The organism is Micromonospora sp. NPDC127501, from assembly GCF_040302185.1.
Classification (GTDB): Bacteria; Actinomycetota; Actinomycetes; order Mycobacteriales; family Micromonosporaceae; genus Micromonospora.
This window is the reverse complement of sequence record NZ_JBEORJ010000009.1, coordinates 159,275-173,533: the sequence shown is the minus strand read 5'-3', so window position 1 is coordinate 173,533 and position 14,259 is coordinate 159,275. Positions and strand designations below refer to the sequence as shown.

Here is a 14,259-nt window from a genome sequence, read left to right as displayed (position 1 = left end):
ACGATGGCCACCGTCACCCCTCCCGTCCCGGGCCGGCGGCACCGTACGCCGCTGGCCCGGCGGGAGGCCCGCTGGGCGTACCTCTTCCTGGCGCCCTGGATCATCGGGTTTCTGATCTTCTACGCCGGGCCGATGCTCGCCAGCCTCTGGTTGAGCTTCACCGAGTACGACGTGATCAACCCACCGGAGTACACCGGGCTGGACAACTACCGGCAGCTGATGAGCGACCCGGCGGTGGCCCGCAGTCTCGGCAACACGATCTACTACACGGCGCTGCACGTCCCGCTGGTGATGGCCATCTCCCTGGGGCTGGCGCTGCTGCTCAAGCGGGTCGGCCGGTTGCAGGGCTTCTTCCGGACGGTCTTCTACCTGCCGGTGATGACCCCGGCGGTGGCGGTCGGGATCCTGTTCCTGCTGCTGCTCAACACCCAGGACGGCCTGATCAACCGCGCTCTGGGCCTGGTCGGGATCGCGGGTCCGAGTTGGACCACCGACCCGCACTGGGTGATGCCCGGCATCATCCTGATGAGCCTGTGGAGCCTCGGCTCCACTGTGATCATCTATCTGGCCGCGTTGCAGAACGTGCCCCGCGACCTGTACGAGGCGGCGGCCATCGACGGCGCCGGCCCCTGGGCCCGGTTCCGTTCGGTCACCCTGCCGATGATCTCGGGCGCGCTGTTCTTCACGTTGATCGTCAACACGATCGCGTCGCTGCAGATGTTCACCGAGGTCTACACCATGTACTTCGGTAACAGGGAGACCCAGAACACGTTCAACAGCGACGCGGCCAGTTTCTACGTCATCCACCTGTTCCAGGAGGCGTTCCAGTTCCTGCACATGGGCTTCGCCTCGGCGATGGCGTGGCTGCTTTTCGCGATCATCTTGATCATCACTCTGATACAGGTGAAACTCAGCAACCGGTTCGTGTACTACGAGGGAGAAGACAAGTGACGGGCATGATGGGCCACAACGGCGTGGCCAACGCGCGACGGACCCGACTGACCAACGGTTGGGTACCCGAGCAGCACCTTGAGCCGCGCGAGTACCAGATCACCGATGGTCCGGTGGCCAACGCCCGACGGTCCCGGGCGGAGGAGGATCCAGCAGCCGGGGACCAGTCGTGACGACCGCCGTCGAACGGGGCGCCGCCGCACCGGTACCCGGCCTCCAGCCGGGCCGGTCGGCGGCGCGCCGCCCGCCCGCCGAGCCGGCCGGCCGGCCGATCTGGCATCGGGTGTTGTTCGTGGCGGCGCTGGTCGGCGCCGCTGTGCTCTTCATGCTGCCGTTCGTCTGGCTGGTCAGCGCCTCGTTACGCCCCCGCGAGTACGTCTTCGCCCCCGGCTTCCTGCCCACCCCGTTCGCCCCGGAGAACTACGCCGAGGCGTGGCAGGCCGTGCCGATGCTGACCTGGTTCGGCAACAGTGTGCTGGTCGGGGTGGCCGCCGCCGCCGCGGTGACGCTCTCCAGCGCCTGGGTGGCGTTCGGCTTCGCCTACTTCCGGTTCCCCGGCCGCAACCTGCTCTTCGGGCTGGTGCTGGCGACGATGATGTTGCCGTTCGCGGTCACCATGATTCCCACGTACCTGATCTGGTCGAACCTGGGGTTGACCGACACCCAGGTGCCGCTCTGGGCCGGCAACCTGTTCGGCTCGGCCTTCTACATCTTCCTGCTGCGACAGTTCCTGCTCTCGCTGCCCCGGGAATACTTCGAGGCCGCCCGGATGGACGGGGCGAGCTACCCGCAGCTGTTCTGGAAACTGGCCTTTCCGCTGATCCGGCCGGCGCTGCTGGTCGCCTTCGTCTTCGAGTTCAAGGCCAGCTGGACGGATCTGCTCAAGCCGCTCATCTACCTGCGCAACGAGCAGCTGTACACCCTGCCGCGGGGCCTCAAGGTGGTGCTGGACCGGTTCGGTTACGGCGGTGAGCAACAGTGGGAGGTCGTGCTCGCCGGCAGCGTCCTGGCCACCCTCCCGATGATCATTCTGTTCTTCCTGGCACAGCGGCACTTCGTGGAGGGCATCGCCACCACCGGCCGCAAGGGCTGACCGGGTGACTAGGCTCGACCGGGTGGAGCACACCCGAGGCCGGTTCGCCGAGCCGCCGCTGACACCCCGCACCGCTGTGATCTGGTCGGTGCTCCGCGCCGAGCTGGACCGGCGCGGCGACGCCGAGCTCACCGTGCTGGACGTGGGCGGCGGCACCGGCGGTTTCGCCGTTCCGCTGGCCCGCGCCGGGCATCGGGTCACCGTCGTCGACGCCAGCCCCGACGCGCTCGCCGCGCTCACCCGCCGCGCCGCCGAGGCCGGGGTGGCCGACCGGATCGCCGCCGTGCAGGGCGACGGTGACGCCCTCGCCGGGCTGGTCGAGCCGGCCGGCGTCGACCTGGTGCTCTGCCACGCCGTCCTGGAGGTGGTCGACGACCCGACGCCGGTGGTGACCGCGCTGGCCACCGCGCTGCGCCCGGGTGGCGCGGCCAGTGTGCTGGTGGCCGGCCGAGCCGCCGCCGTGCTGGGCCGCGCGATGAACGGGCACCTGGACGTCGCGACCACCCTGGCCGCCGATCCGGCCGGCACCGCGGGCCCGCGCGACACGCTGCGCCGGCGCTACGACGCCCCCGGCGCTGCCGCGCTGCTCGACGCCGCCGGGCTGGTGGTCGAGGAGATCCACGGGGTACGCGTGCTGGCCGACCTGCTGCCGGCCGCGGTCGCCGACGGGCAGTCCGCCGCCGTGGTCGAGCTGGAACGTGCGCTGGCCGCCCAACCGCCGTACCGGGACCTGGCCGCCCAACTGCACCTGTTCGCCCGCCGACCGGCATGACCGCCGAGCCCGGTGGCCGGCCGGCGCCGCTGGAGATCCTCGGGCCGGGCCACGGCGGCGGCCGCCTCGCCGACGTGCTGCCCAGCGCGCTGGCCGTGCTCGGGGTCCCCGGCTCGACCGACCCGCTCGGGCTCCGGCCCGCGCTGGCCGGAGTACGCCGGATCGCCGTGCTGCTCGTCGACGGGCTCGGGTGGTACCAGCTGCCGATCGCGGCGCCGTACGCGCCGACCCTCGCCGGGCTCGCCGCGACGGTGGCCCGACCGCTCATCGCCGGTTTCCCGTCCACCACCCCGACCAGTCTGGTGTCACTGGGCACCGGTGTCGCGCCGGGCGCGCACGGCGTGCTCGGCTTCACCGTGCGGGTACCCGGCACCGATCGGGTGCTCACCCACACCGACTGGGCCGCCGATCCGTCGCCGCTGCGCTGGCAGCCGGTGCCCACCCAGTTGGAGCGGGCCCGCGCCGCCGGCGTGACGACGACCGTGGTGAGTCGGCCGGAGTTCGGCGGCAGCGGGTTGACAGTGGCCGCCAACCGGGGTGGCGACTTCCGGGGCGCCGCCGGCGGGGACGCGGTGGCCACCGCCATGCTGGCCGCGCTGGCCGCCGGCACTGGGCCCACCCTGGTCTCCGGCTACCATGCCGACCTGGACCGGCACGGCCACGTCAGCGGCGTCGACTCGGCACCCTGGCGGGTCGCCGCCACCGAGGTGGACGCCCTGGTCGCCCGACTGGTCGACGGGCTGCCGCCGGACGCGGCGCTGCTGGTGACCGCCGACCACGGGCAGCTCGACATCCCCGCCGCGCACCGCTTCGACCTGGACACCGATCCGCGACTGCGCGCCGGCGTGCGGCTGGTGGCCGGCGAGGCCCGGGTGCGCTACCTGCACGTCGAGCCGGGCGCGGTCGACGACGTGCGGGCCGCCTGGTCGGAGGTGCTGGGCGCCACGGCCCGGGTACGCACCCGCGACGAGGCGGTGGCGACCGGCTGGTTCGGGCCGGTGCCCGAGGAGCACCTGGGCCGGATCGGCGACGTGGTGGTGATCTGCAACGACACGTACGCGGTCATGGCCAGTCGCACCGAGCGGCCGATGGCGTCGAAGTTGGTGGCCTACCACGGGTCGGACACCGCCGCGGAGCTGACCGTGCCGCTGCTGGTCGTCCGGGGCTGACCCGGGGACGGTTCGGCCCGCTGGCCGATGGTGGTGTCGTACCTCCGGGTTAACCTGCCGGGATGGGCCGCAGCCAGTCGTTGCCCCGGGGCGACGATCCGCGCTTCGGGCCGGACGCCGACGACTCCGCCAGCCCGATCCTGCACGTCGACATGGACGCCTTCTTCGCCGCCGTCGAGGTGCGCCGCCGCCCCGAGCTGCGCGGCCGGCCGGTGGTCGTCGGCGGTGTCGGCCCGCGCGGGGTGGTCAGCTCGGCCAGCTACGAGGCCCGCCGCTACGGCGTCCGCAGCGCGATGCCGACCAGTCAGGCCCGGGCCCGCTGCCCCCACGCGGTCTATCTGCCGCCGGATTTTTCCGCCTACACGGCCGCCTCCCAGGCCGTCATGCAGATCTTCCGCGACGTCACGCCGCTGGTCGAGCCGCTCTCCCTCGACGAGGCGTTCCTCGACGTGACCGGCGCCCGTCGGCTCTTCGGCTCCCCGGCCACCATCGCCCGCCTGATCCGTCGCCGGGTCGCCGACGAGCAGGCGCTGACCTGCTCGGTCGGGGTGGCGCCGACCAAGTTCGTGGCCAAGCTGGGCTCCACCCGGGCCAAGCCGGACGGCCTGCTGGTCGTGCCCCCGGGGCAGGTGCTCGACTTTCTGCACCCGTTGCCGGTGGACGCCCTGTGGGGGGTGGGGGAGCGCGCCGCCGAGGCGCTACGCCGGCTCGGCCTGACCACCGTCGGCGACCTCGCCGAGGCGCCGATGGGCATGCTCCGCCGAGCCGTCGGTGCCGCCTCGGCGTCGCACCTGCACGAGTTGGCCTGGGGGCGCGACCCGCGTGGGGTCAGCCCCGAGCACGTCGACAAGTCGATCGGCGCCGAGGTGACCTTCGACGTCGACGTGGCCGACCCGTTGGAGATCCGCCGTGCGTTGCTCGCGCTCAGCGCGAAGGTCGGTGTCCGGTTGCGCGGCTCTGACCAGGTCGGGCGCACCGTCTCACTCAAGGTTCGACTGGCCGACTTCCGCACCGTCAGCCGATCTCGCACCCTCGACGTTCCCACCGACACCGCCCGCGAGATGTTCGACACGGTCTGGGCCCTCTACACCGCGTTGGACCCGGGCGAGCGGATCCGACTCGTCGGTGTCCGGGTGGAAGGGCTCGCCCCGGCGCAGGGCGCTCCCCGGCAACTCACCCTCGGCGCGCCCGAGCGTGGCTGGCGCGAGGCGGAAGCTGCCGCGGACGCCGCCGCTGCCCGTTTCGGGCGGTCCGTCATAGGTCCGGCCAGTCTGATGGGCGACCGTGATCCCCGTCGAAACGAAAATCCACCCCGCCCATAGGTCGTCCCGCTTTCCGACGCGCGACCCCCCTCGTAGACTTGCGGGTAAGCAGCCGGTTGGCTGCCACGGTCTGTCGGCCCGAGTGGGCCCGACCAACGTGACCGGGGAGGAGTGCCGTGCCGCTCTCGGAGCACGAGCAGCGGCTGTTCGAGCAGATCGAGCGGTCGCTTGCCGAGGACCCCAAATTCGCCTCGGCCGTGCGCGCCAGCGATCCGCGCTTCCATGCGCGGCGTCGCCTGCTCGTCGCCGCCGGCGTCATCATCGCTGGCTTGGCTCTACTGGTCTATGGCGCGGTGATCAAGACTCCACCGCTGGCGGTGGCGGGCTTCGTCGTCATGCTGGCGTCGGCCGCGTTCGCGGTGCAGTCGCACCGGCGGGCGCAGTCACCCGACCTGCACGTGGTGGGCGGCACGACGAGTCGTCGTCGTCCCCGCGGTGGCCGATCCGGTCGCCGGTCGTCACTCCTGGACCGCATGGAGGACAGGTGGCGGCAGCGCCCGGAGGGGCACCGCTGAGCCGGTCCCGCCGCTGAGGCGGGCCGTACGCCGCGACGAGCGGTCGCCGGGCACAGCCCGGCGACCTCCGGCGTATCCGCGCGCCCTCTACCGCTGTCAGCTCTCCGTAGGATGCCCCGACCCGCGGAAGCGTCCCACCGAGGAACGACCACTCACCGCATGATCGTGCTCGGTCCTGGGTGCAGTGGCGTCGTGCGCCAGGGAAGGGCCTGTTTCCTGGATCGAGCACGATCCGGGGTGGCGGCAGCTAACCGGGTGGGGGCGGCGGTGATGACCGCCGCCCGGACCTGGAACCGGTCGGTCAGCGAGCGGCCCGGTCGGCCAGCAGCCGTCGAGGGTTCCACCGCAGCAGTCGGTACCGGGCCTGCCCGGTGAGCGCCACCATCCGGCTGGACCTGTCGGCCGTGGTGGTGCGCCAACGCAGCAGCACCGAGGGCGGCAGCACGGCGGCGAGCAGACGGGTCCGTCGGTCCGCCCGTGCGGCGAGCGCCGCACGGACCGCGCGTAGCGCCGGCAGCAACCGCTCACCGGTCAGCGGATCGCGCGCGTAGCGGGCCCGCTCCTCCGCCCGGCCGAGCAGCCGCGCCGACCCGATCGCGTCGTCACCGTCGAGGGCGTCCCGGACAAGCCGGTCCGCGGTCGCCCTGGGCGTCTCGGTCGGATCGACCGGGACCCGGAAGTCCACAAGCGTGTCGAGCAGCTCCGCCCAGGCGGCGTGCGCGTCCGCGCGGGCCCGGTTCGCGTCCGCGCTCACCACCACCGGACGGGCCCCCGGCTCGCTGTCGCCGTCGACCCTGGCCGAGGCCATCGCCCCGCTCGCCGCGCGGCCACTGCGCCGGCGGCGTAGGGCCATCCGGCGCAGCGCGGGCACCGCGAGCAGCACCAGCAGGGCCACCAGGGCCGCTGCCCACCAGGGCCAGACCGGTGGCTGCTCGTTCGGCGTCGTCCCGCCGAGAGCGAGCCCGTCGTCGGTGTCCCGGTCGGCGTTGTCCGGGCTGGTCGGCCCCGCCGAGGCGCCCGGGTCCGACGGGGCGCTCGTCGCGCTGGAGTTCGGGCTGGGCGCCTCCGGCGCGTCAGTGTCCGGTGCCCAGGCCGACCGGGTGGAGCCGGGCACACCGTACGCCGGGGTGGCGTCGAACGGCACCCAACCAGCCCCGTCGAAGTAGACCTCGGTCCAGGCGTGCAGGTTGAGGTTGGTCAGCGTGAAGGTGTCACCGTCGCGCTTGCTGCCGTTGGTGAACCCGAACGCCACCCGGGCCGGAATGCCGGCCGAGCGGACCAGCCAGGCCATCGCGGCGGCGTACTGCTGGCAGTAGCCGACCTTGTTGGTCAGGAAGTTGACGATGTCCTGACCGCTGCTGCCGCTCTCGGTGCTCAACCGGTAGCTGAACCCGTTGTCCGCCGAGAAGTGCCTGTAGATCGACAGCACCCGGTCGTAGTCCGTGCGCTTGCCCTGGATCAGCCCCTTGACCAGCTCCTCCACCTCGGGCACCGGCCCGGGGGTGGCGGTCATCTGCCGGCGTACGGGGTGCTCGGTCGGCAGCGGCTTCGCGGTCCGCAACGCATCGGGAGTGAAGGTCGAACGGACGTAGTCGAAGGAGTACTTCCGACCGCGGGAGTTCTCCCGGTTGGAGAAGACGACCTGCTGGTTGGTGTCGTAGAGCCAGTTGTCGCTCAGGTCCTCGGCGCGGGTCGGTTCGGCGTACACCGGCATCAGCGACATGCTCAGGCTCTTGGTGACCTCGACGGTCGCCTGGTAGGTGGTCTGCTGCACGCCTGGACCGGCCCGGTCGGCCGGGTTCGGCAGGTCTTTGTTGACCGACCGGCCGCTGGGGTTGCGTGCCTGGAAACCAGCGGGGCGCAGCTCGTCGGCGACCGCGTAGCGCAGGTAGAACGGGCTCTGCTCGGACGTCTTCACCTTCACCAGGTCGGCCACCTGGGACTGGTTGAGCTGGCCGGCGAGCGAGGCGAACAGGTCGATCCGACCCGACGTGCCGCCCGAGCCGGACCCGTTGCCGGTGCCGTTGCCCGGCCCTCGGCTGAGCGAGTCGAGCAGCCCGCCGGTCATGCCGGGCACCGCCAGCGGCAGCACCACCGCCAGGGCCACCCCGACCGCCGCGAGCCGACGGCCGGCGGACGCCAGCGGAGAGGCCTCCCACACGTCGACGTCGCGGCCGTCACCGGTGAACCGGCGCCCGAAGCGGCGCACCCGGTCGACGTTGTCGGTGACCAGCAGCCAGAGGTAACCGGCGGCGCCCACCACGAACGGCAGCGCGGGGACGCTGTCCACGTAGACGGCGACCGGCACCGAGTAGATGGCCAGCATCGGCAGCCCCGCCAGCGCGGGCCGGCGCAGCCCCACGGCCAGTACGTCCACCAGCACGGCGACCCCGCCGACGCCGAGCACGGCGATGAACAGCAGCGGGTCGGTGTCCGGGACCTCGACCCCGTACGAGCGCATGTCCTGCATGGAGCCGGCGAGCAGGTCGCCGAAGTACGCGAACGTGCCCGGGGTGGGCAGGATCGCGAACAGCTCCTGACCGCTCGGGAACAACCAGGTCAGGGCGAGCATCAGGCCGGCCAGCATGCCCAGCACCTGACCCCACAAGGGTGCCCGGGCGAGGCGGGTCAGCGCGGCCACCCCGGCCACCACGGCGACCGCGATGATCGACTCGATCAACCACGTCCAGCTCTGGAAGATGGCCGACAGCGGCGCGGCGGCCAGCAGCGTGGCAGCGGCCGCCACCATGCCGATGTTCCGACTGCTGATCATGAGGGGAGCCTTCCGTTCATCGCACACCGCCGGCGACCGTCTCGGCCAGCGCGGCCCGCAGGGCGAACCCCTGGGCGCCCCGACCGACCTGCGGCCACAGCGCCGGCAGCCGGCCGCCGTGGTCGACGCCGACCACCCGCCAGCCACTCTGCAACATGGCGAGGACGGCGGCGGCGTGGGCGTGCTCCGCCTCGGCCCGCGCCTTCTCCGGCAGGCTGAGCCAGGTGGAGCTGTTCAGCAGGAAGCCGACACAGGTGGCGCCGTTGCCCCGCAGCCCGGCCAGCAGCTCCGCCTCGGCGACGCTCACCGTGCCGAACAGGCCGATGATCAGACCGCCGTCGGCGCGTTGGCGGACCCGCTGCACGAGGCCGGTGACCTCGGCGCGCTGATCCAGTCGGACCTCCGCGAGGTGGTCGAGCAGCGCGCCGTCCCCGCCGGCCTCCGAGGCGTCCACATCTGCCCCCGAGCCGGTGACCAGGCGCAGCTTGTAACCGGCCTGCCGCAGGTGGACGGCGATGCTCGCGGCGGCCGAGACCGACCACTCGAAACTGGCCGTCGGCCCCTCGCCCCGGTGGCCGTACGCCCGGGTGTCCAGGACGACGGTGGCCCGGCTCTCCCACGGTTGCTCCTCGCGGCGCACCATCAGCTCACCGGTGCGGGCCGTGGACTTCCAGTGCACCCGGCGCAGGTCGTCGCCGCGCCGGTACTCCCGGGTCGCCGCGTCGTCCTCGCCGTGCACCGCCACCGAGCGGGCCCGGCTGTCGCCGCTGCCCGCGTACTCCCCGGGGAGCCGGACCGACGGCAGCGGGGTGACCTGCGGGATGACCGTCAGGTGGTCGGTGCTGGGGAAGGAGCGGGTGAGTTCACAGAGGCCGAACGGGTCGGTCATCCGGACGACCAGCGGGCCCACGTCGTAGCGACCCCGCACGTCGGCCCGCACCGTGTACGCCACGGAACTGGCCTGGTGCGCGCCGAGCCGCTCCAACACCACCCGCGGCCGGCTGCCCAGCGCGTAGGGAAGCCGGTCCTCCAGGAGCAGGGTGCCGGTCGGCAGCCGGGAGAGGTTCTGCAGGCGCAGCACCACGCGGGAGTTGGCGCCGACCGGAACCCGGTGCGGGTCCAGGGAACGGTTGCAGGCCAGCTTGTAGCGGCTCCGTCCGACGTAGGCGGCGGCCAGCAACGGCAGGATGGCCAACAGCACAGCCACCCGAAGCAGGTCCTTCTCGCCGAGGATGCCGGCCGAGACCGCCGCCGCGACCGCAGCGGCGAGGAAGGACCGCCCGCGGGTGGTCAGCCCGCGTAGCCCGGCACGCACGTCATGGCCTCCGCGGCTCGTAGGGTGCGCGACCGTTGCCGGTGGCGGGGGGCCGGGTGTCGTACGGGTTGCGCTGCCGGTCGTGTGGCAGCGGCAGGCGGTGCACCAGCTCGGAGACGATCGCGTCGGTGGTGCGCCGGGCGAGCTGCGCGTCGGCGGTCGGGATGATCCGGTGGGCGAGCACCGGCACCGCCAGGGCCTGCAGATCGTCGGGAAGGACGTAGTCGCGGCCCTCCAGGGCGGCGACCGCCCGGGCGGTGCGCAACAGTTGCAGGGTCGCCCGGGGGGACGCGCCGAGCCGCAGGTCGGGGGCCTCGCGGGTGGCGGTGACCAGGTCGATCGCGTACTGCTTGACCGCGTCCGCCACGTGCACCTGCCGGACGGTGGCGATCAACTGCCGGACGATGGCCGCGTCGGAGACCGCGCGCAGCTCGTGCAGCGGGTCGGTGGCGCCGTGCCCGTCGAGCATGGCCAGCTCGGCGTTGGAGTCCGGGTAACCCATGGCGATGCGGGCGGTGAACCTGTCGCGCTGCGCCTCCGGCAGCGGGTAGGTCCCCTCCATCTCGATCGGGTTCTGGGTGGCGATCACCATGAACGGGGTCTGGAGCTGGTACGTCACCCCGTCGACGGTGACCTGCCGCTCCTCCATGCACTCCAGCAACGCCGACTGGGTCTTCGGCGAGGCCCGGTTGATCTCGTCGCCGACCACCAGGTTGGCGAACACGGCGCCGGGGCGGAACTCGAAGTCGTGCGTCTCCTGGTTGTAGACGCTGACCCCGGTGACGTCGCTGGGCAGCAGGTCGGGGGTGAACTGGATCCGTCGTACGGTGCAGTCGATGGAACGCGCGAGAGCCTTGGCAAGCTTGGTCTTGCCGACACCCGGGACGTCTTCGATCAGGAGGTGACCCTCGGCGAGCAGGACGGCCAGGGCGAGCCGCACGGTGGCGGTCTTACCCTCGATGACCTGCTCGATGTTGGCCACGATGGCCTCGCTGGCGGCGCGGAACTCGTCGTGCGGCAACAGGCCGCCCACCTCGTCCCAGGTCTGTTGTGTCACGGGCCTCCTCCTCGTCGCCGTCACGGCAGCTCTCTAGAGAGCACCTGGACCCGCCGTTGGGTTCGCGACGTCGAGCCTCGATTGCCGCAGGAATCTCACTAGTCTCTCAGGCTAACCATGTTTGTCGTTATCGCCGACCCCCGCAGGTAGTCCGTCGGTTACGCACCGATATTCGCCAGCTTGGGGGAACGGGTGCGACCCCGCCCGGGGGCCGGCAGGGCGAACCGTGGAAGAGGTACACTGCGGGGCATGGCCGGAGTCTTCCTGCTTCTTACCGGGCCGTGCTGATGCGCTGAACCCAGCGACAGCACGGCGGCCCCTCCTGCGCGAGGGGCTTTTTTGTGCCCGCCGCCGGCCCGGCCCGGTGGTGCCGAGACGAAGCGAAGCGAAGCGAGGAGAAACGATGAGTGAGGCAGCCGCACCGGCGGGCGACATTCCCCCGTTCCGGTACACCGCGGCCCTGGCCGACGAGATCGAGATTCGTTGGCAGGACATCTGGGCGCGCGAGGGCACCTTCCACGCACCGAACCCGACCGGCCCGCTGGCCGACCCGACCCACCCACGCGCCGGCGCGGAGAAGCTGTACGTGCTGGACATGTTCCCGTACCCCTCCGGAGCGGGCCTGCACGTCGGCCATCCGCTGGGCTACATCGGCACCGACTGCTACGCCCGCTACCAGCGGATGGCCGGGCGCAACGTGCTGCACGCGATGGGCTTCGACGCGTTCGGCCTGCCCGCCGAGCAGTACGCGGTGCAGACCGGCACCCACCCCCGGACCACCACCGTCGCGAACATCGAGCGGTACAAGGCGCAGCTGCGCCGGCTGGGGCTGGCGCACGACGAGCGCCGCTCGGTGGCCACCATCGACACCGACTTCTACCGCTGGACCCAGTGGATCTTCCTGCAGATCTTCAACTCCTGGTACGACCGCGACGCCGGCCGGGCCCGTCCGATCGCCGAGCTGATCGCCGAGTTCGAGGGCGGCAACCGGTCCACGCCGGACGGCCGCGCCTGGGCCGAGCTGAGCGTCGCCGAGCGCCGCCAGGTCGTCGACGACCACCGCCTGGCGTACGTCTCGCAGGCGCCGGTGAACTGGTGCCCGGGGCTGGGCACCGTGCTGGCCAACGAGGAGGTCACCGCCGACGGTCGTTCCGAGCGGGGCAACTTCCCGGTCTTCAAGCGCAACCTGAAGCAGTGGATGATGCGGATCACCGCGTACGGTGACCGGCTGCTGGACGACCTGGACAGCCTGGACTGGCCCGAGCCGATCAAGCTGATGCAGCGCAACTGGATCGGCCGCTCCACCGGCGCCCACATCGACTTTCCGACCAACGCGGCGCCGGTGCGGGTGTTCACGACCCGCCCGGACACCGTCTTCGGGGCCACCTACATGGTGCTGGCGCCCGAGCACGAGCTGGTCGACACGCTGGCGCCGGCCAACTGGCCGGACGGGACGAGGGACGCCTGGACCGGCGGGCACGCCAGCCCCCGGGAGGCCGTCGAGGCGTACCGCAAGGCGGCAGCCGCCAAGACCGACGTCGAGCGGCAGTCCGACACCAAGGAGAAGACCGGCGTCTTCATCGGCGCGTACGCCACCAACCCGGTCACCGGTGGGCAGATCCCGATCTTCATCGCCGACTACGTGCTGGCCGGTTACGGCACCGGCGCGATCATGGCGGTGCCGGCGCAGGACGAGCGGGACTGGGCGTTCGCCGAGGTCTTCGAGCTGCCCATCGTCCGTACCGTGCAGCCGGCCGAGGGCTTCGACGGCAAGGCGTACACCGGGGACGGCCCGGCGATCAACAGCGCCGCACCCGAGCGCGGCCTGGACCTGAACGGCCTGGGCGTCACCGACGCCAAGGCGGCGATCATCGCCTGGCTGGAGGCGAACGGGCACGGCACCGGCGCGGTGACCTACCGGCTGCGTGACTGGCTGTTCTCCCGGCAGCGTTACTGGGGCGAGCCGTTCCCGATCGTCTACGACGAGACGGGCGCGGCCATCGCCCTGCCGGAGGAGATGCTGCCGGTCGAGCTGCCGGAGGTGGACGACTTCTCCCCGAAGACGTTCGACGCCGACGACGCCAACAGCAACCCGGAGACCCCGCTGTCGCGGCGGCGCGACTGGGTCGAGGTCGAACTGGACCTGGGTGACGGGCCGAAGCGCTACACCCGGGAGACCAACGTGATGCCGCAGTGGGCCGGCTCCTGCTGGTACGAACTGCGCTACCTGGACCCGACCAACAGCGAGCGGTTCGTCGACGCGGAGAACGAGCGGTACTGGATGGGCCCGCGCGCCGACGGTGACTGCGGGGGCACCGACCTGTACGTCGGTGGCGCCGAGCACGCAGTGCTGCACCTGCTGTACGCGCGGTTCTGGCACAAGGTGCTGTTCGACCTGGGGCACGTGTCGTCGTTCGAGCCGTTCCGCAAGCTGTTCAACCAGGGCATGATCCAGGCGTACGCGTACACCGACTCGCGCGGCAGCTACGTGCAGGCCGAGGAGGTCTTCGAGCGCGACGGCGCCTACTACCTGGGTGACCTGGCGGTCAACCGCGAGTACGGCAAGATGGGCAAGTCGCTGAAGAACGTGGTGACGCCCGACGACATGTGCGCCGCCTACGGCGCGGACACCTTCCGGGTGTACGAGATGTCGATGGGCCCGCTGGAGGTCTCCCGCCCCTGGGAGACCCGGGCGGTGGTCGGCTCGTACCGGTTCCTGCAGCGGGTGTGGCGGGCCGTCGTCGACGAGCAGACCGGCGCCCTGCGGATCACCGAGGACCCGGCCGACGAGGCGACCCGCCGGCTGCTGCACAAGGTGATCGACGGGGTCCGTGGCGACATGGACGGCATCCGGTTCAACACCGCGATCGCCAAGCTGATCGAGCTGACCAACGGGCTGACCCGACTGTCGGCCACGCCCCGCGAGGTGGCCGAGCCGCTGGTGCTGATGGTGGCGCCGTTCGCCCCGCACGTGGCCGAGGAGCTGTGGCGCAAGCTGGGCCACGACACCTCGCTGACGTACGCGGACTTCCCGACCGCCGACCCGGCTCTGCTGGTGGCCGACACGGTGACCTACCCGGTGCAGGTCAACGGCAAGGTCCGTGGCCGCATCGAGGTTCCCGCCGACGCCTCCGAGGAGGTCGTCCGCGCGGCGGCCCTGGACGCGGTGGCGGCGACCCTTAGTGGCAAGGAGCCGCGCAAGGTCATCGTGGTCAAGGGGCGGATGGTCTCGGTCGTCGCCTGACACCCCTGTCGATCAGGGCAGCGGGCGGTCCGGCGCGAGCGATACGCA

11 protein-coding genes are annotated in these 14,259 nt (G+C 72.0%); 8 read left to right on the top strand and 3 right to left on the bottom strand.

Translation table 11 applies throughout. The features are described from left to right. Positions 1–3 precede the first annotated feature (3 nt). The 7 genes from ABTW72_RS21420 to ABTW72_RS21390 all read left to right on the top strand — a co-directional run bounded on the left by ABTW72_RS21420 (position 4) and on the right by ABTW72_RS21390 (position 5,822). Positions 4–951: a carbohydrate ABC transporter permease gene (locus tag ABTW72_RS21420; RefSeq protein ID WP_350861242.1), complete on the top strand. Its 948-nt coding sequence runs from the start codon at positions 4–6 to the stop codon at positions 949–951. Then, entirely contained in the window at positions 948–1,124 is a 177-nt protein-coding gene (locus ABTW72_RS21415; protein ID WP_167362520.1) for a hypothetical protein, read from the top strand. Before ABTW72_RS21420 ends, ABTW72_RS21415 begins: the two co-directional genes overlap by 4 nt. After that, entirely contained in the window at positions 1,121–2,044 is a 924-nt protein-coding gene (locus ABTW72_RS21410) for a carbohydrate ABC transporter permease (protein WP_350861240.1), read from the top strand. The genes ABTW72_RS21415 and ABTW72_RS21410 overlap by 4 nt, the downstream gene beginning before the upstream one ends. A 4-nt stretch (positions 2,045–2,048) precedes the next feature. Then, a complete protein-coding gene (locus ABTW72_RS21405; RefSeq protein ID WP_350861238.1) occupies positions 2,049–2,816 on the top strand; it encodes a methyltransferase domain-containing protein in 768 nt (255 codons plus the stop codon). Next, the gene (locus ABTW72_RS21400) at positions 2,813–3,985 is read left to right on the top strand and encodes an alkaline phosphatase family protein (RefSeq protein ID WP_350861236.1); all 1,173 of its coding nucleotides are present in this window, start codon (positions 2,813–2,815) and stop codon (positions 3,983–3,985) included. Before ABTW72_RS21405 ends, ABTW72_RS21400 begins: the two co-directional genes overlap by 4 nt. Positions 3,986–4,047: 62 nt before the next feature. After that, positions 4,048–5,307 carry a DNA polymerase IV gene (locus tag ABTW72_RS21395; RefSeq protein WP_350861234.1) on the top strand — a complete coding sequence of 420 codons (1,260 nt, stop codon included), beginning with the start codon at positions 4,048–4,050 and terminating at the stop codon, positions 5,305–5,307. 116 nt (positions 5,308–5,423) lie between these two features. Further along, the gene (locus ABTW72_RS21390; RefSeq protein ID WP_088988398.1) at positions 5,424–5,822 is read left to right on the top strand and encodes an SCO2097 family morphological protein; all 399 of its coding nucleotides are present in this window, start codon (positions 5,424–5,426) and stop codon (positions 5,820–5,822) included. Between the two features lie 301 nt (positions 5,823–6,123). Here ABTW72_RS21390 and ABTW72_RS21385 read toward each other — a convergent pair whose 3' ends face one another. Genes ABTW72_RS21385 through ABTW72_RS21375 form a run of 3 tightly spaced genes read right to left on the bottom strand, consistent with a single transcriptional unit; the run spans position 6,124 to position 10,967 of the window. Next, positions 6,124–8,595, bottom strand: a complete 2,472-nt coding sequence (locus tag ABTW72_RS21385) for a transglutaminase TgpA family protein (protein WP_350861232.1) — start codon at positions 8,593–8,595, stop codon at positions 6,124–6,126. A 16-nt stretch (positions 8,596–8,611) separates the two neighbouring features. Then, the gene (locus tag ABTW72_RS21380; RefSeq protein WP_091407668.1) at positions 8,612–9,910 is read right to left on the bottom strand and encodes a DUF58 domain-containing protein; all 1,299 of its coding nucleotides are present in this window, start codon (positions 9,908–9,910) and stop codon (positions 8,612–8,614) included. A 1-nt stretch (position 9,911) separates the two neighbouring features. Continuing rightward, complete coding sequence (locus ABTW72_RS21375; RefSeq protein WP_091407670.1) at positions 9,912–10,967, bottom strand: AAA family ATPase; 1,056 nt, start codon at positions 10,965–10,967, stop codon at positions 9,912–9,914. A 403-nt stretch (positions 10,968–11,370) separates the two neighbouring features. Between ABTW72_RS21375 and leuS the strand changes: the two genes are divergently transcribed. Continuing rightward, positions 11,371–14,211, top strand: coding sequence for a leucine--tRNA ligase (gene leuS / locus ABTW72_RS21370; protein ID WP_350861230.1), 2,841 nt, complete (start codon positions 11,371–11,373; stop codon positions 14,209–14,211). The last annotated feature ends 48 nt before the right edge of the window (positions 14,212–14,259 follow it).

Excerpts from the sequence above, each read along its gene's own strand:
- ABTW72_RS21420 (WP_350861242.1), top strand. The coding sequence starts at position 4 with ATGGCCACCGTCACCCCTCCCGTCCCGGGCCGGCGGCACCGTACGCCG.
- ABTW72_RS21400 (WP_350861236.1), top strand. The coding sequence starts at position 2,813 with ATGACCGCCGAGCCCGGTGGCCGGCCGGCGCCGCTGGAGATCCTCGGG.
- ABTW72_RS21395 (WP_350861234.1), top strand. The coding sequence starts at position 4,048 with ATGGGCCGCAGCCAGTCGTTGCCCCGGGGCGACGATCCGCGCTTCGGG.
- ABTW72_RS21385 (WP_350861232.1), bottom strand. The coding sequence starts at position 8,595 with ATGATCAGCAGTCGGAACATCGGCATGGTGGCGGCCGCTGCCACGCTG.
- leuS (WP_350861230.1), top strand. The coding sequence starts at position 11,371 with ATGAGTGAGGCAGCCGCACCGGCGGGCGACATTCCCCCGTTCCGGTAC.